The organism is Robiginitomaculum antarcticum DSM 21748, assembly GCF_000365025.1.
Taxonomy (GTDB): domain Bacteria; phylum Pseudomonadota; class Alphaproteobacteria; order Caulobacterales; family Maricaulaceae; genus Robiginitomaculum; species Robiginitomaculum antarcticum.
The window spans coordinates 22,781-43,504 of the sequence record NZ_KB823012.1 but is presented as its reverse complement, the minus strand read 5'-3'; the positions used below and the strand labels follow the sequence as shown (position 1 = coordinate 43,504).

Sequence of the window (20,724 nt, the reverse complement as noted above, 5' to 3'; positions counted from 1 at the left end):
AAACGCCAATAGGGGCCATGTGGCGCGACGCAGATAAATAACAAGAGCAACACTTATGCCGTTAGATTTGACTCAGCCCGAAGACCGCAAAAAAGCCCGCAAGGAGCTGATCTGGGGCGATCACGGTTTTTTGCGCTACCGCTTCTCCAATTTGCACGAAATTGGCGGTGGCATGTGGCGGGCCAATCAGCCTTCGCCTGAGCAATTGGAAAGCTACGCCGCGCGCGGATTTAAGACGATATTGAACCTGCGCGGGCCGAGCGAGAAAGGCTATTATCATCTTGAAAAAGAAGCGTGCGCGAAATTAGGACTGACGCTGATCGATTACCGCGTCTATTCCCGCGACACACCCAAAAAAGCGGCCATTCACGACCTGAAGAAAATCTACGCTGAAATGGAATATCCGACGCTTATGCACTGCAAATCCGGCGCAGACCGCACGGGGCTTGCGGGCGTATTATTTGCGCATTTTCAGCTCGGCAAGTCGATTAAGGAGTCCATGGAGCAGCTTCGATTTAAATATCTGCATGTCCGCCACGGCAAGACCGGCATGATTGATTATTTTTTCGAAGACTATATCCGCTATCAGGACGGCGGCGGCGCGCTATCTTTTATCGATTGGGTGGACGATATCTATGATCCGGCGGATGTCAAAGCGCGTTTTATGTCCGGCTGGATCGGCAATACGCTGACCGACAAAATTTTGAGGCGCGAATAATGAGAATTGTTGGCGGTAATATGCGCGGACGAAACATCACTGCGCCGCGGGGACGCAATACGCGCCCGACATCCGACCAAGCGCGCGAGTCCGTATTCAACATTTTGGCCCATGCCGATTACGCCCCGGCTCTGGACGGAGCCATTGTCGCCGACATATTTGCCGGATCGGGCGCTTTGGGACTGGAAGCGATCTCGCGCGGCGCGGCCTTTTGCCTGTTTGTCGAAACAGCGCCCGAGGCCCGCGCGGCTATTCGCGAAAATGTCGATACAATGGGTCTGGGCGGAGTCACGCGCCTGCACCGCCGCGACGCCACAAAATTGCGGATTGAGCCCAATAATTTACGCGGGTCATTTACACATGTTTTCATCGATCCGCCTTATGGCAAAAATCTCGGACAGCCCGTTTTGCAAAAACTCATTGAGCAGAAGCTACTCGCCCCCGGTGCGGCGGTCATGTATGAAATGGGCAATGATGAACCGGATCCAGTCATTGCCGGGTTTGAAATCTTTGATGTCCGCAATTGGGGCAAAGCTAAAGTCGTCTTTATGGGACACACTCAGGATTAGGAGTCCGGTCTATGGATAATATCAGCCTGCAAAGCCGTGCCGACGGCCTGTCGCTCAAAGGTTATCATTGGCCCGTCGACACGCCGCGCGCCATCGTCACGATCGTTCACGGTCTTGGCGAACATAGCGGGCGTTATGAGGGCTATGCGCTCGCCATGACAGCAGAGCAAATTGCCGTCATTGCCGTGGACTTGCGCGGACATGGACAATCCGCAGGATCGCGCGGGCGGGCCAAAGATTTGTCATCTCTGATGAGCGACATTGATACGATGTGCGCAAAATCGCGCGCGCTCTATCCAAATATTCCGCATTTTCTAATGGGCCATAGCATGGGCGGCGGGCTGGCTTTGCGCTATGCCGCGACGCATCCTGATGCCGGGTTTTCCGGTATCATTGCCAGCGCGCCCATGATCCGGCCGGTCGATAAGGTTAGCGGCATTCAAAGAATTCTGACAAAACTTATCATGAAAATAAAGCCCGGGCTGACGCTTGACCCGGGACTGGACGGCTCCAAGATTTCGTCGATAGAGACGGAGGCCCGGCGTTATCTGTCCGATCCGCTTGTGCACAGTAAGTTGGGCGCGGATTTGGCTATTGTTATGATTGAAAACGGGGAATGGCTAATTGAAAATGCGGATCTTATAAAGTATCCGCTTTTGATAGCCCATTCCCGAGGCGACCAACTCACTGGCTTTACAGCTTCAGAGACATTTTGTGACAGCGTTCCCGACAGTGAATTTATCGCCTATGATGACGGCCAGCATGAGATTCATCACGATATTCACGCGGGTGACGTTAAAAAAGCGGTTGTTGATTTTGTCCTTCAAAAGGCTGGTCGCCACTATGCGGCGAGCTAAAGCCGAAACAATTGCTGACAAGATATATCGGGGCGCCATGGTCGACAGGAAACCTACGGTCTTTCTTTTGCGGTGAAATATTCGGAACCGGAATAAATTCCGGCATAATCGTTTCAGGATGTGCGCGCCGTATGGCCCGCAAATCCGGCCCGTTGGCCAGATACATCCAGTCTTCTCTCGGCAGATCATACACCTCGTCCATAACCTCGAGCTGTATACCTACCGGTTGGTTTGACCCGCTATTCCACAGAACCGCCACACCGGAGCGGCGCGAAGGGTCAAACATAATCATGGAGCGAAAGCCGTTCACCGCGCCGCGGTGACCAACGGTTTTATTGCCTGCATAATCATATATACGCCATCCCAGCCCGTAATCAGCCCGCGTCATACGCGGGAAAAACTGTCTTATACGGCGTCTCTGACGCGGGGTGATAACCCGAGGCGTCTGCAATGTTGTTAGCGCCTGAGCTGACAACACCTCGGAATTCATACCCATATTGGCCATCATCCATTTGCCCAAATCCGTGATAGATCCGTTTACGCCGCCTGCCGCCGGCACGCGGTAATAACTCTCGCGCATTGTGCGTTTCGAGATACGGCCATTGCGAGTATGCGGCCGCGCCCATCGCGTGCTGCTCATCAATCCATTTTTGGTCATCGTTGCCGTGTTCATATCCAGAGGTTCAAATATCAGGCGCTTGGCCGCAAGCTGGTAAGGCTCGCCTGTAGCGCCTTGCACGATTTCGCTGATCGTATCAAAAGCCACATTTTGATAACCATGACATGTTCCGACAGGACATTCGATGGGCAGGCCGGCAAGTTGTCCGCGGATAACAGCGGGCATCGTTCCGGCTTCAAGGCGGTGATCATATGCATTGCGCACAATGCCCAGTTGGTGGGACAGCAGATCGAAAAGATCAGCTTTGTTCTCGCCGCGCTTTGGCAGGCGCAAGGTGGTCTTATAGCTGCTGATAGGCGCGGCGAGATTGATGTCCCCCGTCTCGTCAAGCTTAACGGCCATCGCTGCACCGACCCCTTTGGACAAAGAGGCCCAGCGAAAGACGGTATCTTCTGTCACACGCTCGCTGGATCCGTCGCGCGTAAATCCATATCCGCGGCGGTGCACAACCTCGCCGTCTTGAATGACAACGATAGCCAGACCGACCATGCCGCGTTCCTGCATCATTTGATTAATGCGTGCGTCAAGGCGGTTGGTGTCAATATCGCGCGCCATGACGGGCTGAGCCATGAGCAGATAGGACAGGAAGAATATGAAGAGGAAGCGCATCATTATAACTATCTACGATTTACATGCAGAACTTAAGTGAGAAATTGCTCATTTTTTATATTAATTACATCCCGCACAACGTTTTTCCCGTTTAAAGTGACCTATGCATGAAATCTGCCAAGCCCGACTATCATCTTATCCATGGATGAACGAGCGCCGTCGCGCTTTGCCGGGAACATCGGCGATAACACCTAAACAGTGGCTGTGGCGTGATGAATGTTTTGCCGTTCAAACAGCTTATAAGACGCAGCTCATCGCATCGCGGCGAGCTGACGTTATCGCGTTGTTGCCGAGGAGCGCAGCGGCGGCGCGCGAGCTTTTAGATATGGTCAACGCAGTATTAAAGATTACGCCGCAGGGCGAAGATCCGCTGGAGGAGCTCGCAGGCCTGACGCAAGAAGACTGGGTCATTTTGCAAAGTCCTGACGCCGGCAGTGACCCCGTAATGACGGCAGCGCTATTGTGTTTTCCCGCGAGCTGGACATTAGCGCAGAAAATCGGTCAGCCCCTGACACGCATTCACGCCCCTGTCCCGGGTTATGAGGCTCAAATTTCCACCCGGGTTGCGCGCATGATTAACGGCCTGAAACCGGACCGCCCGATTATGCGCGCCAATTTTCTAATCTATGATACGCCGGAGCTTTTCCATCCTTTAAGAGAAGGCGAGCACCGTCCTGTTGATGCTCAAGGCCCGCATTGGGTGCGCGTTGAGCGGCAAACCTTGCGCGCTCTACCCATAACCGGAGCGGCCGCATTCGGTATCCACACATCCATTGTACCGGCGAGCGCCTTGCCGCAGACGGAGTACGCGGCGCTGAAAGCTCTGCGCCCGCAATTAACTCGGCATGCCGCCGCGAATGGCCGCTTGTCGGCTCCGCTAAATTAAGCCAAAGTCGCGCGCAATATGCCTGATTTACGCCCCGTCTTTTTTGTTATCGGCCTGCTGGTTGCAAGTCTTGGCGCGGCTATGTTTGTGCCCATGATTGTCGATCTGGCCTATGGTGACCGCAGTTGGCAGGCTTTCGCCATATCGGGCATTTTTACCATGCTTTTCGGCGGCGTTATGGCGCTGGCCGCGTATAGTCCGCAGCGTAATTTGCGCGCGCGCGGCGCATTTATCCTGACGACATTGAGCTGGGTTGCGCTCTCCGCATTTGCAGCGCTGCCGCTCTGGCTCTCGCCGATCGGCGTGCCCGCAATCGACGCCATGTTTGAGTCGGTCAGCGGCATTACGACAACAGGCAGCACGGTCTTTACCGGCCTTGATGATATGCCAAAAGGCGTGCTGCTATGGCGCGCTATATTGCAATGGATTGGCGGCGTCGGGATTATTGTAACCGCCATGGCCATTCTGCCGATGCTCAAAGTCGGCGGGATGCAGCTCTTCCGGCTGGAAAGCTCGGATATGGGCGAGAAAATCCTCCCCAAAGCGGCCAGCATCGCTGCGGGCATTGGCTATATCTATGTATTCCTGACCTTTCTCTGTGCACTGGGGTATTTATGGACAGGTATGAACGGTTTCGACGCCGTCGCGCACGCCATGACCACAATTGCGACAGGCGGCTATTCAACCTCAGACGCCTCTATGGGCGGATTTATGGATAATGGCGCGGATCTGGTCGGTATCACATTTATGCTGGCGGGCGCCCTTCCCTTTGGCATGTATCTGATGGCCAGCCGCGGCAATTTTCGCGGCGCGCTGACCGATCCGCAAATGCGCGCTTTTTTCGCCGTCGTGTCATTATTAATCGCAACGCTGACTCTATTTCTTTGGATAAGCAGCGAGATCGGGCGCATTGAAGGCCTGCGTCTCGCCGCATTTAACACCATCTCCATCATCACCGGGACGGGATACGCCACAGCGGACTATAATAGCTGGGGTCCATTTGCTGTGGCCATGTTCTTTGCTTTTATGTTTATCGGCGGCTGCGCGGGGAGCACGGCCTGTAGCGTGAAAATCTTCCGCTATCAGGTCGCCTTTGAAGGCTTGCGCGCCTATCTGTTCAAAATGCCGCGCCGCCACGCTGTCTCGCCCATGCGCTATAATAATGCGCCCTTGCCGGAATCCGTTGTCTATTCCGTGATGGGGTTTCTATTTTTGTTTCTCACCTGTTTTGCCATTAGCGCGGTTGCCCTATCAATGACAGGGCTGGACCCGGTTACAGCCTGGAGCGCCGCCGGAACCTCGATTGCTAATGTCGGCCCGGGCCTTGGCGATATCATCGGCCCGGTCGGTAATTTCCAATCCCTACCCGCCAGTTCCAAATGGATATTGATGTTTAATATGCTTCTGGGCCGGCTGGAGATCGTTACCGCATTGGTCTTGCTGACGCCGTCATTCTGGAGAAGTTAAAACGCAGAAAATATCCAAATGATAACCATTATAACTAAGCCGCCCAGCACACTTTCAGCTATATTTGTTAAATTCAATTTCATAACGATTACCTCCTTTTTAAAGGAGAATAACACAGGTCTATGTGGGGCGGCGTTCAACCCTAGAAATCGTCCGGCGTAAAGGCATATTGACTGCCGCAAAAATCACAATTGGCGGAAATGACGCCGTCCTCATACATTGTCTTGCGTTCCGCCTCGCCAAAACTTGTCAGCGTTGTGATCAAGCGCTTGCGCGAGCAACTGCAATGGGCTCGGATGGTCGTCGGCTCTGTTACGCGCACGCCGTCTTCATGGAAGAGGCGATAGAGCAACGTCTGCACGTCCACATCAGGATCAAGCATTTCCGCGTCGCCGACAGTGCCGAACAGGGCTTGGGCAGTTTCCCACGCTTCGCCGGTTTCGCCGCGCGCCGCATCGCCTGCAACCTGCTGGATCATCAGCGCGGCGCCGCGCCATTTTGCGCCCTCTTCAGGCGTGACAACCTGGCCGACAGAGAGCTTGATCCGGGTCGGGACCTGCTCAGACTGGGCGAAATAATGCTCCGCACAGGCCGATAGATTATCACCTTCAATGGCAGCCAGACCCTGATAGCGGTCCATATCCGGCCCCTGATCAATGGTCATGGCAAAGGTCCCGCCGCCCAGCAATTGATGCGCGGTGGGATGGGAATGCTCAGCCAAAATCCGCGCCAGAGCGTCATCGTCAAAGCGCGCATAGGCGCGCAAATCACCATTGGTTCCGCAATCGGCGATCAGCATAGACACCGCGCCTTTATTAGTGCCGTGACATTGCACAAGCAACCGCCCGTCAAATTTCAGCGCGCTGGCGACCACAGCGCCAAGACACATGGCTTCGCCAAGCAGGCGCGCCACAGATTCCGGATAGTTATGCCCCGCCAGCGCAGCGTCAATCGCCCCGCCCGCGCGCAATATACGCCCGCGGATAGGCTGTCCGTCAATTTGAAACGCGCTGACAATATTGTCATCAGCTCGCAACGGAGTGCTGTGTGTATTGGTCATGACCGCCATTTGGGGTCGGGCGGGCGATTACGCAAGTCCCTGCATATGCAATGGATCAAATGTAGTTTTCCTCCTATCATGATTATAGAGCGCAGAGTGTTCATTCCAAACGTAATCCCAAACCCACACGCCCCATAAGGTCGTTTAACTTAGTTTAATGCTAAGGGATTTTTAGAGCCTATCAAAGACAGCTAAAAAATATTACAATGAACCCTATGAGCGCTTTGTGTTGCGGTTTTTTGGGGAACCTACCGTGTAATACTCCGTATTGTTAAATGACCTTCAAAACGAAAGACAATCATATGACCGATTCTACAAAACTACCCAAACTCAGCAAAGGCGGCGCGCCGCATCAGACGACGGAAGACGGTTATAAAACGCTGACGACGAAAAATGGCACGCCTGTTTCGGACAATCAGAACCACCTTAAAGCGGGTTCGCGCGGGCCAATGCTGACGGAAGACTTTGCCTTTCGCGAGAAGATGTTTCATTTTGATCACGAGCGCATTCCTGAGCGTGTCGTCCACGCCCGTGGATATGGCATGAAAGGCTATTTCGAGCTCACTGATGATTTGTCCGATGTAACAGACGCTAAAATCCTGACCGAGACAGGGAAAAAGACCGAAGCCTTTATGCGCATTTCTACCGTTGCAGGCAATAAAGGCTCGCCCGATCTTGCGCGTGACGTTCGCGGATTTGCCGTCAAAATTTACACCGACGAAGGCAATTGGGATATTGTCGGGAATAATATTCCGGTCTTCTTTATCCAAGACGCGATTAAATTTCCTGATCTAATCCACGCCGCCAAGCCTGAGCCGGATAGAGGTTTCCCGCAGGCGCAGACGGCCCATGACAATTTCTGGGATTTCATCTCCCTCTCGCCGGAAACTATGCATATGGTCATGTGGATCATGTCCGACCGGACAATTCCGCGCTCGCTTCGGTTTATGGAAGGCTTCGGCGTTCATACCTTCCGTTTGCTCAAAGGCGGAAAGTCTAAATTTGTGAAATTCCACTGGAAGCCGAAATACGGTATGCAATCGGTGGCCTGGAACGAAGCCGTTAAGATTAATGGTGCGGATCCGGACTATCACCGCCGTGATATTTTCAATTCAATTAATGACGGTGCCTATCCGGAATGGGAATTAGGCGTTCAAATTTTTGACCAGGACTTTGCAGATAATTTTGAATTTGATGTCCTCGACCCTACGAAACTCATTCCCGAAGAAGATATTCCTGTGCGCATTATCGGCCGCTTGGTGATGAATAAAAATGTCGATAATTTCTTTGCCGAAACAGAACAGGTTGCTTTCTGCACCGCCAATGTGCCGCCCGGCATTGGGTTTTCTAATGACCCGCTTTTGCAAGGCCGTAACTTTTCATATCTCGACACACAGCTAAAGCGTCTTGGCGGACCGAATTTCCAGCATATTCCTGTAAACCGTCCGCGCTGTCCAATGCATAATTTCCAACAGGATGGTCATATGGCAATGGAAAACCCAAAAGGCCGCGCCAATTACGAGCCCAATAGTTGGGGGACCGAAGATGGTGGCCCGCGCGAAAATCCTAAATCCGGATACAAGTTCTTTGAACAAAGCACAGACGGTACGGCGCAAAAAATACGGCCCGAGAGCTTCGCTGATCATTATAGCCAAGCGCGGCAATTTTATATCAGCCAGACTAAAGTTGAGCAGACTCATATCCAAGACGCGCTGTGTTTTGAGCTCAGTAAAGTCAAAAAAGCCGCCATTCGCGAACTCATGGTCAGTCACTTGCGCAACATAGAAGACAGCCTCGCAAAAGCTGTGGCCAAAGGTCTGGGCATGAGCTTGCCCAAAGCGGCCAAGGCGGCTGTAAAGACCAATATGGATATTAAAAAATCCGACGCGCTCAGCATGCATAAAAACCCGCCTGAGAGTTTTGCCAGCCGAACGCTGGGGATTATGGTCGCCGAAGGGTCTGACGCTAAACGCATAAATGCCCTTAAATCGCAGATGAAAAAGATGAAAGCCAATGTCGCTATCATTGCCCCCACTGTGGGCGGCGTGGAACTTAGTGACGGGACACATCTTGACGCCGATGAACAGGTCGGCGGCGGCCCGTCTGTTCTTTATGATGCCATCGCCGTTATTGCGTCAGATAAAGGCGGTAATACACTTGCGGATATGCCGCCCGCCAAAGACTTTGTTTCAGACGCCCATGCCCATAAGAAATTCATAGCCTATGACGCGGGCGCGAAAGCGCTATTTAAAGCCGCAGGCTTAAGCGGCATGATGGATGCAGGCTATACTGAAGTCGACACAAAAGCCTCGGTCAACGATTTTAGTGATAATCTATCAGCGTTAAGGTTCTGGGCCCGGGCAAAATAGATAAGCGCGATCAAGCGCTACCACCCTCTTCCCGATTTGCCACTACACGGCAAATCGGGATTGACGGTCTCAATAAAGTCAATCAAAACACCACTTTATAATCGCCTTTTGCGCATGGAGGCGATTTTCGGCCTCGTCGAAAATAACGCTATGCGGGCCGTCAATGACAGAGGCCGTGACCTCTTCGCCGCGATGGGCGGGGAGGCAATGCAAAAATAATGCGTCTTTATCGGCGGCTCTCATCACAGCATCTGTGACTTGATAGGGTGAGAGATCGGAAAGCCGTTTATCGGCGTCATCATCGCCCATAGAAACGAAAGTATCCGCGATAACAACATCGGCGGCAGAGGCGGCGGCCATCGGGTCTGCGGTGAGGATAATATTCGCCCCGGCTCCGTTCGCGATTGACAGCTCCGTCTCCGCGATGCCGTAACCTGCGGGAGTTGAGAGCGTCAGGTCAAAGCCGAATTTGGCCGCGGCATGACAAAACGATACGGCTACATTATTCCCGTCGCCGACCCATGTCAGGCGCAAACCCTTGAGCGTCCGTCCCTGTTCTTCGAGCGTCTGGAGATCGGCCATGATCTGGCACGGATGAGAACGGTCGGTCAGGCCGTTAATAACAGGCACGGACGCATTGCGCGCCAGCTCCATCAGCGTCGCGTGACGATTAGCGCGTAGCATCATGCCGTCGACAAACCGCGATAGCACTTTGGCGGTATCGTCCACAGCCTCGCCGCGGCCCAGCTGTAAATCATTAGAGGTCGCGGTGATGGAGCTGCCCCCCAGCTGGCGCATGCCCATATCAAATGAGAAGCGCGTGCGGGTCGATGATTTTTCAAAGATCAGCGCCAGCGTTTTCCCGGCGCAGGGCGCGTCGGCATCAATCGCGCCTTTGCTCATACCCTTGCGCGCAGCTTTGCGCCTATGCGCTTCATCCAAAATGACGCGCAATTCGGAGGCGGGGATATCATCAAGGCCGAGGAAGTGACGGGGCGTAGACATAGTAATTCTCTTTAATTTAGGCTTTAAGACGCCAGCCGGATTTCAAAATTCTCAAACAGATGAGAAACAGGATCAAGTTCATTACCGCCATCAACGCGACGCCGATCATAACATTACCGTCCGCCTGTCCGGTAAATCCATACCGGAACCCGTCAATCATATAGAACATCGGATTGGCTAGGCTGATCGCTTTGAACACAGGCGGCAAAATATCGATGTGATAAAATGTGCCGGACAGAAAGCTCATCGGCATAATAATGAAATTATTGACCACAGAAAGTTGATCAAATTTCTCGGCCCATAATCCGCTTATCACGCCGACCATCGCCATCATAAGTGACGCCGAAATACCGAAATATAATATCGCCCAGAAATGTTGCGGCACGAGCGGCAGGTTTGGTGACAGATTGAGTAGCGGGATCATCACCGCAAGGCCAATGCCGGTCGACAGCGCCACCATCACGCCGCGCGTACACGCGCCGCCAATATAGCCCAGCGCAATTTCGAACGAGGCCAGCGGCGGCATCAGCACATCATTGATGGAGCCCATCAGCTTGCCCGTCATAATAGACGAGCTGCTATTGGCCGCTGCATTATTTAAAATGCCCAGCATAATTAGACCGGGCGCGAGAAAGACAACAAAGTCTTCGGCGCCCGCGCCGGCGCGGCGCTCGCTAAAGGCCAGAACAAAGACGATCATATAGAGCAGATTGGAAATCATCGGCGCAAGCAAGGTCTGCGGGATAATCTTCATGAAGCGGCGGACTTCTTTTTTATAAAGTGTCCAGAGGCCCATCCAATTGACCGCGCCAAATTCGCGGCGCTGCGGCGCGGGCTGCGCGGGGGCGTCAAATAAGGAATGGGGCTGGGACATCATCTCTCTCGCATTGGAAGAACGCGGGGTATCACACCCAGAGCGGCGGGCAAAGTCCTGAACAGGGTACCATCACATTTAACAATGAACACGCCCCGACTTCACCACCTCATAGGATCGAAATAGTGAAACGCGACCTCTACGCGAAACGCGACCGACCCACTACATATTGAAAGCTGTGGATAGGCTGAAACCTCATCTTGTGGAATTCGATGCGCCATATACGATATGTAGTGTAAATTATGAGGCTCGACGCCGTTTTTGGTGCCTTTGGCACAATATATGGTGTTCGGGCAGTTTAACAGCCTGAAAAACTAGGCAAATTGATAGGGGTTATAGATATGGCATGGACTGAAGACCGGGTTGCCGTTTTATCAAAATTATGGGCGGAAGGCTTATCCGCCAGCCAGATCGCGAAACAATTAGGCGGGGTCACCCGCAATGCCGTGATCGGTAAGGTTCATCGCTTGGGCCTGTCAGGGCGGGCTACACCGTCGCGTCCGTCGCGTAAGAAACCGAGCGCCCCGCGCGCTACGGCTGCTGCGCCGAGGCCGTCTACGCCGCGCGTTTCGAGACCAACGACGCCAAGTGTGCCCACGCGCCATATTATCACGGCGCAGCCGCTTAAGGCGAAAAAGCTGGATAATGGGGAATACGCCACCATTCTGACGATTGATGAAAATACCTGTAAATGGCCCATTGGCGATCCGGGTGATGACGAATTTCGCTTTTGCGGTCGTAATACGCTCGCCTCCAATCCCTATTGCCAAACCCACTGTAACTCTGCGTACCAGCCTTCACGCCGGCGCGGCAGCACAGTTAAGGCGATCGCCAATCCGACACAGCGTAATCTGAACTAGTTTCAAATCGCTTTTGGCGACATTAAGGGCGGCTCTGCATATGCGGGGTCGCCCTTAAATATTTAAAGGATTAATTGTATCATTACAGTTGCCGTGATAGCCGAAAATCATGAACATTCCCCCCTTAGATATCTCCGGCCTTACTAAAAAATTCGGCAGCAAAATTGCTGTCGATAATGTGTCTTTCAGCGTGTCCGAGGGCGAGATTGTCGGCTTTCTTGGCCCTAATGGTGCAGGCAAGACCAGCACGCTTCGTATGGCGCTGGGCATTCTTCCGCCCGATAGTGGAAGCGCGAAATTATTTGGCCGCGCCCCCGGCCCGGCGGCGTTCGGACGCGTCGGATTTTTACCTGAAGAGCGCGGATTATACCGAAAGAGCACAGCGCGAGGGGCCATCGCCCACATGGCGCGGCTGAACGGCATGCGCGGACGCGAGGCGTTTAAGCGGGCCGACGCCATGATGGAACAATACGGTATTGGGGAGGCAAAAAACTCCAAAGTCAAAGCCCTGTCCAAAGGCATGGCGCAAAAAGTCCAGCTCATTGCGGCCATCGCCCATGACCCCGAGCTCTTGATCCTCGACGAGCCGTTTTCCGGCCTTGATCCGGTCAATCAAAAGGTTCTGGAAGATATTATTCGCGGCATAGCCGCGCGCGGACGCACTATTATTTTCTCTACCCATGTGATGGAACATGCCGAGCGGCTGTGTGACCGCATTATCTGTATGAATTATGGCGCGAAAATCTTTGATGGCAGCGTTGAAGACGCTTTGACCCATGCCGGCACACGCATCCGATTGCAGACTGAGGCGGACAATGCCCGCGACTGGCTGGCTCCGATGGCTAGCCATATTTATGATGAAGGCAGCGGCGTCTATCATCTGACCTTAAAAGACGGGGTCGACAGCCAGGCCGTTCTGAAAGCCTGTATTGACAGCGGCGCTGCTCTGCTGCGTTTTGAACCGGAGCAGCCCAGCTTGCATGACGCCTTTGTAGCTATGGTCGGCCCGGACTCCTCCCGTAAAAAGGAGGCCGCGGCATGAGCCTTTTTCCCCCTAGCCTGAGACGCATTGCCCTGATCGCGCGCCGGGATTTTCTCGGCTATGTCCGCACACTCGGTTTCTGGATTACCGTGCTTGGCCCGGTCATCGGGATTTTTCTGGGTGTTTTCGGGATTAGCATTGCGAATTCTGCCGAGCCAACGCGCTATGTCTCGATCATAGACCAGACAGGCCGTTATGAGCAGCTCATCATTGATGATGTAAATGCACGCGAAGACCGTATTGACGCCGAAAAGCTAAAATTGGCGTCGAAATTCTTTCTATCCGCCGCGCAATACGAAACGCTAGAGACAAAAATTGATACGGATGGCGTAGAGGCCGGACGCGATTATCTGACCGAGGTCAGCCCCGATATGGCGCAGCGTCTGCCTCCGCCGGCACGCAGTCTCTTTATCGCACATGCGCCTGAGCTTCGCCCCGAGACCATTAACGCCTATTTATCCGGCGAGAAGAGCGCGCGCTATAATGGACAGGACGTGCCCCTCTCCGGCATATTGGAAATTATTGACGGCGAAGACGCGCCTGTCGCGCGCTTTTATTCCGATCGCCCCAATTTTGACGGACTAACAGATTACGCCAATGATATTTTACGGCGCGATGCCGAAGACCGCTATTTTGGGCAAACCGGAATTACCCGCGACGGCTATTGGGCTGCGCGCGACGACGCGCCTAAAGTTACAGCGATTAATCCCTTTAAAAAAGCCGATGATAGCGGAGGCGGACAGACCGTCACCACCGCAGATAAAATACCCTATTTGCTCGCGGCGGGATTATCCTTCTTCCTTTGGCTGACCGTATTTTCCGGCGCCTATATGCTGCTGATGAGTATGGTCGAAGAAAAGGTCAATAAGGCGCTCGAGATGATGCTCGCCAGCACGCGCTTTACCGAAATCTTGTTTGGCAAGCTCCTCGGTGTTGCGGCCCTGACCGTGGCCTCTATGCTGCCGTGGATTATTATGGGCGCGATTGGACTGTTCGCCGCCATTAAACTCGGCGATCCGGCGCTGGGCGGCGCGCTCGCCGATAGCGTCACGACAGGCATGATTATAACTTTCATCAGCTTCTTTATTCTGGGTTATCTGTTTTACGGGGCGCTGTTTATGGCGCTGGGCAGTCTGGCCGAGTCGATGCAGGACGCGCAGACTTTAGTGACGCCCGTGCTGCTTATGCTGACCATGTGTCTATTTGTGGTCAGCACGGGGATTAATAACCCTGACAGCGCGCTGATCACAACCGCCAGCTTTATCCCCGTCAGCGCCCCCTTTGCTATTTTAATGCGCCTGCCCAATGACCCGCCCATGTGGGAAATCTGGCTTTCCGCGGCAATTTTAGCGGCGTCAACAGCGCTGGTGATCTGGGGCGCGTCAAAGCTGTTCCGCCACGGCATTTTGTCCGGCGGGCTAAAAGGTCTGAAAACCATCCTCTCCTTTGGCCGCATCAAATCGTCATAGAGACTTTTGCGCCGCCCATGCGTATAGAGCGGTATGAGCAAGACACAGACCAAACCAGACCCATCTAAAACTGCGCGCCAATCTATTTTGGACGCCGCCCTGCCCATTGCCGCTTTTGACGGCTGGACGAGCAAAACTTTGCGCGAGGCGGTGGCCGCCGCTGGCCTGCCCAAGGGCGCGGAGAAGCTTTATTTTCCCAGCGGGCCGGTCGAGCTGATTACTTTCTGGACGGCGCAATGTGACTCCAAAACGGCTGAAGCTTTATCAGATATGGACTTAGCTTCTATGAAAATCCGCGAACGCGTGACCCAGGGCGTTATTGCGCGGCTGTCTACGACGACGCCGCATCGCGACGCGGCGCGGCGCGCTCTGGCCCGCCTCTCCCTACCCAGTGCAGGAACCGCGGGACCGCGCAGCCTATGGGCTGCGGCAGACACAATCTGGCGCGCCATCGGCGACACATCGACAGATGCAAATTATTATTCAAAACGCGCCGTATTATCTGCCGTCATCGCCTCGACCAACCCGGTCTGGTTATCTGATCTGTCTGATGACAAGGCAGATGCCCGCGCCTTTCTCGATAACCGTATTGAAAATGTAATGCAGTTTGAAAAGGTCAAAGCCCGCGCCCGCAAATTCACCGGAGCCGTCCCTAACCCGGCCGGAATTCTGGGACGCCTGCGTCATGGCGGCGCCCGCAAGCGTAGTTGGCGGAGACGGTAAGCGCGCCGTGCAGGGTGTTTAAATTTTATAATAATAAGATGTTGTGTTACGCTTTAATTGGCATTGTCTTCCACGGCGCAGAGAGACGAAACTATGACGACATCCAAAACATCCAGTAATGATCTCGCCAAAGACCGCACTGATCTGGCTAAGGAACGGACGGATTACGCAGAAGACCGAACATTGATGGCCAATGAGCGAACACTGGGCGGGTGGATGCGGACGGGTCTGGCCTGTCTCGGCATTGCGCTTGGCTTTGAAGCTTTGTTTGGGCGGTTTGATCCGGCATGGATGCCAAAATCCATCGCGACATCATTTGTAATCATCGCAATACTTATTTTTATTAGCGCCTATCGTCGCGCCAGAACCGTGCTCAAGCGCTTGTCCGCTCATGAAACCGAAGCCATACCGACAACCAATATTGCGCTCATTACGTCCGTTTTATGCCTTGGCGCTGTTGCGCTAGGCGCAGGGATTTGGCTGTTTAACTGGCAGAGCTAGGCGGGCCTATTCTGCGTTGGGTTCAGATTGAGACTGGATATAATTCTGTATGCCCACGAGCCGAATCTGATCCTGCTGCGTTTCAAGCCAGTCAAGGTGACCCTCCTCGCTGGTCAGGATTTTAGCAAACAAATCACGGGTGACATAATCGCGCGCGGTTTCACAATGCTCGACCGCGTCACGCAAAAGCGGAATAGCGATATTTTCGATTTTCAAATCACACGCAATGATCTCTTCAACGGTTTCCCCGATATATAGCTTGCCGAGATCTTGAAGGTTCGGAAGGCCGTTAAGAAACAATATGCGTTCAATGATCCAGTCGGCATGGTTCATCTCGTCAATGGATTCTTCATACTCTTTTTTAGCCAGCTTGCTGACGCCCCAATCCTTGAGAATACGCGAGTGGAGGAAATATTGGTTGATCGCCGTCAGCTCATTTTTCAAAGCCGTATTTAAAAATTCTATCGTTTTAGGATTATCACGCATGAGAGTCTCCTTAAGGCTGAACCCTAATCTGCTCGCAACAGGCGCGCTTCGTCAATGCGTTAGGACGGAAAAATGGCGTATTTGATGAAAATTCAACGCAAATATCTGCATATGTATGTCAGTCGCAGCCCTGAATTAAGACTGCGAATGAAGCGCAGATTGACAGGGCCTATTCTGCCGCGATGAGGGCTATGTCTTGCCGAGAGCTGACCGCTAGAATCAGACCTCTATTGGCGTGGCAAGACAGACGCTCGGCGATACTGCCCTTACACTGCCCGCAATTAAACGCCTTGCCGTGATGAGCCAGCACGTCTTTGGGGCGGCAAGCTCCCGCATGAGCCGCTTCGTCAACTTTAGCCGTATTAATATTGTTACAGACACAATGGATCATAATATGCAGATAATGCACTTAAGAATGAGTGTCAACTAACTTGCGAATGAATTGCAGTTACTTATACGTCGATTGTTTGGTCTGCCAAATTCAGTCTTCGCCAAAATACAAGTCTTCACCCGGAAACAAACTCAGAAGACCAAAGACGCCCCGGTCCAGACAGGCTTGCATCGAATCTCTTAATCCCAGTTTAATCTTCGGCTCCTGCGTTGGAGCCACAAGCGCCGCGCCATTAAGTCCTGCCTCATTTAATACGAAAATTAAAATCTCGGGCTTACTGATATCTTGATCGTCTTCCCAGATCGCTGCAAAGATGGCGGAAATAAATTTATTATGTGCGCCGCCGCGCTGCGCCGCGACTACCGCGCATGGATAAAAGCGTATTGACCGGAAAGGCGATTTAGAACCTTCCAAGCGAAATAGGCATTGGGAGCTCCAAAATCACAATAAAAGTCAAGAGACTTATGCGTCATAGTGTTTGCCGCATTACGGCCTGTTCGCACAAACCCGAATCGAATATTTATAGATTGCGGAGTCAATTAAAAAAAATTATATATTGCTACATCATAATCTTTAAATCACATCAAATTTATTTGAACTTAGCATTTAATATAGGCTCATATATAGTTTTTGAAGGTATCGAATTTAAATATAACCGCAATTTATGCATTATCTTCATTTTATTTACTAAATAATTCTTTTTATTAAAATTTATAGGTATTATGTCTTTGTAACCAGTCGCAATAGCCCATAGAGGCTGACAATAAGCCATATCGCTTCTATTAAAAAAGCGCTTAAATTAAATGCAAAAAACAGTGAAAACAGGATAAGCGCCGCACCACCGGCATTTAAAATTAAATATAATTTCGATGTGGAGCTCAATCTTTGTGTTGTTAATCCGATATAAGCCGAAATAATAAAAACTATACCAATGTTACCGATAAAATCGGTCCAGTTATAATTTGTCAGAATATCCATTAAATGAGTCTATCATGGTTCGGGTATATAAATAAAAGCTATAGTCAGCAGAACTATCCTCTTATCCCATGATTCGCGGCAAGAGGGGCTTTTGATACACGCTTTCGCGCGAGGCGGGTTTTACTAGGCTTTGGTAACACTTTCATGCTAGTCACGGCTTAAGATCAAAGCATCGTGGGAATGGTTTGATCATGTGGACTTGATTATGAATCCTTTCATACGAATTCTCGGCGCTATTCTTGCAAGTCGCCGGGTCTTGCGCGCCTTGCTCATTATGGTGTTTTCGGCTTTGCTTGTTTTGCCTGTTGCCGCCCAGACCGCAAGAAATTACTCCGGCCCGAATATGAGTTATGCTTATGAAGGCCCGCGCGTAAAGTTTGAAGACATTTATGCCAACCCGACTGACCGTGATTTAAATTTAAATTATGCGCGCCAACAAGCAGCAAGCGGTGATCTCATAGGCGCAGCGTCGGCCTTGGAACGGTTATTATATGCAGAGCCTAATTGGCATTCTGTCCGGTTATTTTACGCAGGTGTTCTGTACCGCCTTGATGATAAAGAAGCCGCGACGCGCGAAATAATGCTTTTGGATAATGAGGACCTAACGCCTAATCAGATCACTCAACTCGCCAATTATAAATCTGCCTTTTCCTATATTCCGCCCGTTACGGCGGCCGCAGCGACAGGACAAAATATTGCAGAAATTGAAATTAACCGCTCTGAAGCTGATATGCCAATATCTGTCAAAAAAACCGGCAAGTCACAATTTAATGGATTAAACGGACGTTTCTCTTTGGGTGCACGCGCAGATACAAATCCCGGACAACTTCTTGCCGATATTGTGACCGGATTACCAGAGCGCGCGGACACATCGGCATTTCTGACAGGCGCAGTACGCGCGACCGGAACACTATCAAAGGATAAAAGCATTTATGGTTTTGCCAGCGCAAATGGACAATTACGCAGATATTCCGATACACCCCGTGCTGATTTTTCGACGATAGGGTTTCAAACCGGACTATACACGCTCATTAACGAGCACCGCTTGGCCGCATCTTATACTGCGGACCGCGTTTATATATCCGGTGAAAAGTATTTCACACAGACGGGCCCTAATGTTTCGGTGATCGCGCCTTTAAGCCCATCTGTTGACTTAACCGGAACGGCAGAATTTTACGACCAGCGCTTTAACGGTTTAAGTTTTGCGCCGCTGGAAACCCTGCGCACAGGCAAGAAACAAATCTTTACGGCCAGCTTATCCAAAAAATTATCAAGCGGACTTAAGCTCCATGGCGGCGTCGGCATTGAGTTTAAGGACGCCAAAATTGCAGAACTCCAATATCGCGGCCTGCGTTACAATGCCGGCTTTGATAAGGCATTCGATAATGGATGGACGACCGACGGGCGCATAACTATCCGCTCTCTGGATTATGACGCCGCTGCAGCAACGCCTATATTTAACCGCGATAACGAAGACCGGTTAAATTCGCGCTTTGCTATCGCTGCGCCCCTGTCACGGTTTTTGCCAAATCGAGACATAAATTCAAATCTCTATGTGGAAGCCGGCCTAAATTACGACCGTAGAGTTTACAGTGACGCGAGGACCGATTTCAATAATGTCGGGGCCGACGTCAGATTAAAGTGGGAATTTTAGCTATGAATAATTTTAAAATCTTCAGCCCCCTATTCATCTTCCTATTATGCATTGCGTCTTTATCTCTGCCTGCCAGCGCGCAGGAGCAAATCGGCATTAACGCCGCGGTCAAAGGCAATGTCCTGATTTCCAGCGAGGAGCGCGCCGCAGAGCAGGCTTTGGTCAACAAACCGATCTTTCTACGCGACCAAATTGAAACAGCCGAACACAGCACACTTCAGATCCTGCTCAAAGACGAGACGACATTTACAGTGGGGGCAAAATGCCAAATGCAAATCGACGAATTTGTTTATGATCCCAAAAAAGATAATAACCGGCTTACGGCGCGCGTTAATCGCGGCGTTTTCCGCTTTGTCTCGGGCCGCACGTCCAAACGCAGTCCCGATAATATAACCCTGAATACGCCGACAGCGTCGCTGGGTATACGCGGAACAATGTTCGAAGCCATTGTCGGGCCCGAAGCCCTGCTCTGTGCGGAAAAGGTAGGCGCGATCAATAAGAGCTATGCCATCGACCACAATAACTCGACATTGATTGTATTGCGCGGGCCCGGCGGCGACGCCAATACAAACGACCGTCTGGGACGTCTGGAAGTTACCTCGGCTGGCGAAACGGTGACCCTGACCGAAAGCGGATCGGCGACGCTGATTACCAATCGCGAAGCGCCGCCCTCTGCACCATTTGTGATTACCGAGCAATTATTCGGGTATTTTAATCTAAATCTGCGTACGGAGCCGCGCGGTGAGCTAAATTATTCGCCGTTCGAAATTGACTCCCGCCTGCTTTTTCCCGAGATCGAAATTACCTATGAAGAGGGCCTGACTCCATATGATCCTGCCGGAGAGCTGGATATTCCCGGCGGTTAGTGTGCCGCCGGATTAACGCGGCGCATGGTCAGGTTAATGCGCCCGCCTTTAGGCACGAGCGCGCTTTGTCCATAATCAACTTTGCTCACCCCGTGATAGCAGCTGCGCGCCTCCCCGCCGAGCACAACGACATCGCCTGAAAATAATTTAATACACTGTGTCGGCCCGCCGCGCTTCGTTCCGCCTAAACGAAATATCGCCGGATCACCGAGACTGACTGAGACAACAGGCGCGCGCGTATCGCGTTCGTCATTATCAACATGCAGCCCCATTTTAGATCCCTCGCGGTACCAGTTGATCAGGCAGGCTTCCGGCGGCGCGGCGCAGCCAGACACATCATCCCAGAGACTTTGCAGCATATCAGGCAGAGCCGGCCACGGCGCACCGGTTTTCGGATGCAGGGATACATAGCGGTAGCCGCCCTCTTTATCCGTGACCCAGCCCAGCGGCCCGAAATTACTCATCACCACAGAAAGCGGATTACCGGTGCGCGGCATAGTCGGTTGATAAAACGGCGCGGTGTCAACCCCAGCTTTAACGGCGCCAATCAGAGCCGCTTGCTGCGCAGGGGTGAAGTAGAGGGGGTAATGGGCAAAACCCTCGGGATATTCGGATGGATTATTTAAGTTTAGTCGAGACACATTGAGCTATTACAAAGTCA

General features: G+C 52.2%; 22 protein-coding genes. 13 read left to right on the top strand and 9 right to left on the bottom strand.

Translation table 11 applies throughout. From position 1 onward, the window contains the following. The first annotated feature begins 55 nt into the window (after positions 1 to 55). The 3 genes from H142_RS0106945 to H142_RS0106935 are packed head-to-tail and all read left to right on the top strand — an operon-like array spanning position 56 to position 2,144. Entirely contained in the window at positions 56 to 718 is a 663-nt protein-coding gene (locus tag H142_RS0106945; protein ID WP_017931390.1) for a fused DSP-PTPase phosphatase/NAD kinase-like protein, read from the top strand. Next, the gene (gene rsmD / locus H142_RS0106940; protein WP_017931389.1) at positions 718 to 1,287 is read left to right on the top strand and encodes a 16S rRNA (guanine(966)-N(2))-methyltransferase RsmD; all 570 of its coding nucleotides are present in this window, start codon (positions 718 to 720) and stop codon (positions 1,285 to 1,287) included. Before H142_RS0106945 ends, rsmD begins: the two co-directional genes overlap by 1 nt. 11 nt (positions 1,288 to 1,298) lie before the next feature. Further along, complete coding sequence (locus H142_RS0106935; RefSeq protein ID WP_017931388.1) at positions 1,299 to 2,144, top strand: alpha/beta hydrolase; 846 nt, start codon at positions 1,299 to 1,301, stop codon at positions 2,142 to 2,144. On the opposite strand, the gene H142_RS14755 is transcribed toward H142_RS0106935, so the two are convergent. Next, complete coding sequence (locus H142_RS14755) at positions 2,083 to 3,435, bottom strand: serine hydrolase domain-containing protein (protein ID WP_083898967.1); 1,353 nt, start codon at positions 3,433 to 3,435, stop codon at positions 2,083 to 2,085. The genes H142_RS0106935 and H142_RS14755 overlap by 62 nt on opposite strands. A 100-nt stretch (positions 3,436 to 3,535) precedes the next feature. On the opposite strand from H142_RS14755, the gene H142_RS14750 reads away from it, so the two are divergent. Beyond that, positions 3,536 to 4,318 carry a heme-dependent oxidative N-demethylase family protein gene (locus H142_RS14750; protein ID WP_083898966.1) on the top strand — a complete coding sequence of 261 codons (783 nt, stop codon included), beginning with the start codon at positions 3,536 to 3,538 and terminating at the stop codon, positions 4,316 to 4,318. Between the two features lie 18 nt (positions 4,319 to 4,336). Then, positions 4,337 to 5,785 carry a TrkH family potassium uptake protein gene (locus tag H142_RS0106920; protein ID WP_017931385.1) on the top strand — a complete coding sequence of 483 codons (1,449 nt, stop codon included), beginning with the start codon at positions 4,337 to 4,339 and terminating at the stop codon, positions 5,783 to 5,785. Between the two features lie 142 nt (positions 5,786 to 5,927). Here the strand turns inward: H142_RS0106920 and H142_RS0106910 are convergent, their stop codons facing one another. Beyond that, the gene (locus tag H142_RS0106910; protein WP_017931384.1) at positions 5,928 to 6,854 is read right to left on the bottom strand and encodes an Hsp33 family molecular chaperone; all 927 of its coding nucleotides are present in this window, start codon (positions 6,852 to 6,854) and stop codon (positions 5,928 to 5,930) included. Positions 6,855 to 7,147: 293 nt separating this feature from the next. Here H142_RS0106910 and H142_RS0106905 point away from each other — a divergent pair, with 293 nt between their 5' ends. Further along, complete coding sequence (locus H142_RS0106905) at positions 7,148 to 9,214, top strand: catalase (protein WP_156811946.1); 2,067 nt, start codon at positions 7,148 to 7,150, stop codon at positions 9,212 to 9,214. 78 nt (positions 9,215 to 9,292) lie between these two features. On the opposite strand, the gene argF is transcribed toward H142_RS0106905, so the two are convergent. Together argF and H142_RS0106895 are read right to left on the bottom strand one after the other, a co-directional pair. Continuing rightward, the gene (gene argF / locus H142_RS0106900; protein WP_017931382.1) at positions 9,293 to 10,219 is read right to left on the bottom strand and encodes an ornithine carbamoyltransferase; all 927 of its coding nucleotides are present in this window, start codon (positions 10,217 to 10,219) and stop codon (positions 9,293 to 9,295) included. A gap of 16 nt (positions 10,220 to 10,235) precedes the next feature. Next, positions 10,236 to 11,096, bottom strand: coding sequence for an ABC transporter permease (locus H142_RS0106895; RefSeq protein ID WP_017931381.1), 861 nt, complete (start codon positions 11,094 to 11,096; stop codon positions 10,236 to 10,238). A gap of 338 nt (positions 11,097 to 11,434) precedes the next feature. Between H142_RS0106895 and H142_RS0106890 the strand changes: the two genes are divergently transcribed. From H142_RS0106890 to H142_RS0106870, 5 genes are all read left to right on the top strand, one after another. Further along, positions 11,435 to 11,953, top strand: coding sequence for a GcrA family cell cycle regulator (locus H142_RS0106890; protein WP_017931380.1), 519 nt, complete (start codon positions 11,435 to 11,437; stop codon positions 11,951 to 11,953). Between the two features lie 109 nt (positions 11,954 to 12,062). Further along, positions 12,063 to 12,995, top strand: coding sequence for an ABC transporter ATP-binding protein (locus H142_RS0106885; protein ID WP_017931379.1), 933 nt, complete (start codon positions 12,063 to 12,065; stop codon positions 12,993 to 12,995). Beyond that, positions 12,992 to 14,464, top strand: a complete 1,473-nt coding sequence (locus tag H142_RS0106880; protein WP_017931378.1) for an ABC transporter permease — start codon at positions 12,992 to 12,994, stop codon at positions 14,462 to 14,464. The genes H142_RS0106885 and H142_RS0106880 overlap by 4 nt, the downstream gene beginning before the upstream one ends. 33 nt (positions 14,465 to 14,497) lie before the next feature. Next, complete coding sequence (locus H142_RS0106875; protein WP_017931377.1) at positions 14,498 to 15,187, top strand: COQ9 family protein; 690 nt, start codon at positions 14,498 to 14,500, stop codon at positions 15,185 to 15,187. 93 nt (positions 15,188 to 15,280) lie between these two features. Next, a complete protein-coding gene (locus H142_RS0106870) occupies positions 15,281 to 15,688 on the top strand; it encodes a YidH family protein (protein WP_017931376.1) in 408 nt (135 codons plus the stop codon). Between the two features lie 6 nt (positions 15,689 to 15,694). On the opposite strand, the gene bfr is transcribed toward H142_RS0106870, so the two are convergent. The 4 genes from bfr to H142_RS0106850 all read right to left on the bottom strand — a co-directional run bounded on the left by bfr (position 15,695) and on the right by H142_RS0106850 (position 17,543). Beyond that, positions 15,695 to 16,174, bottom strand: coding sequence for a bacterioferritin (bfr, locus tag H142_RS0106865; RefSeq protein ID WP_017931375.1), 480 nt, complete (start codon positions 16,172 to 16,174; stop codon positions 15,695 to 15,697). A 169-nt stretch (positions 16,175 to 16,343) separates the two neighbouring features. Further along, a complete protein-coding gene (locus tag H142_RS16815) occupies positions 16,344 to 16,565 on the bottom strand; it encodes a (2Fe-2S)-binding protein (protein WP_199351244.1) in 222 nt (73 codons plus the stop codon). 90 nt (positions 16,566 to 16,655) lie between these two features. Beyond that, entirely contained in the window at positions 16,656 to 16,979 is a 324-nt protein-coding gene (locus tag H142_RS0106860; protein WP_026147859.1) for a DsbA family protein, read from the bottom strand. A gap of 306 nt (positions 16,980 to 17,285) precedes the next feature. Next, a complete protein-coding gene (locus H142_RS0106850) occupies positions 17,286 to 17,543 on the bottom strand; it encodes a CBU_0592 family membrane protein (RefSeq protein WP_017931373.1) in 258 nt (85 codons plus the stop codon). Between the two features lie 205 nt (positions 17,544 to 17,748). Here H142_RS0106850 and H142_RS0106845 point away from each other — a divergent pair, with 205 nt between their 5' ends. Both H142_RS0106845 and H142_RS0106840 read left to right on the top strand, forming a co-directional pair. Then, on the top strand, positions 17,749 to 19,197 hold the full coding sequence (locus H142_RS0106845) for a surface lipoprotein assembly modifier (protein ID WP_017931372.1): 1,449 nt from the start codon (positions 17,749 to 17,751) through the stop codon (positions 19,195 to 19,197). A 2-nt stretch (positions 19,198 to 19,199) separates the two neighbouring features. Further along, a complete protein-coding gene (locus H142_RS0106840; protein WP_017931371.1) occupies positions 19,200 to 20,063 on the top strand; it encodes a FecR family protein in 864 nt (287 codons plus the stop codon). Here H142_RS0106840 and H142_RS14745 read toward each other — a convergent pair. After that, positions 20,060 to 20,704, bottom strand: coding sequence for an alpha-ketoglutarate-dependent dioxygenase AlkB family protein (locus tag H142_RS14745; RefSeq protein WP_051048577.1), 645 nt, complete (start codon positions 20,702 to 20,704; stop codon positions 20,060 to 20,062). The genes H142_RS0106840 and H142_RS14745 overlap by 4 nt on opposite strands. Positions 20,705 to 20,724 lie beyond the last annotated feature (20 nt).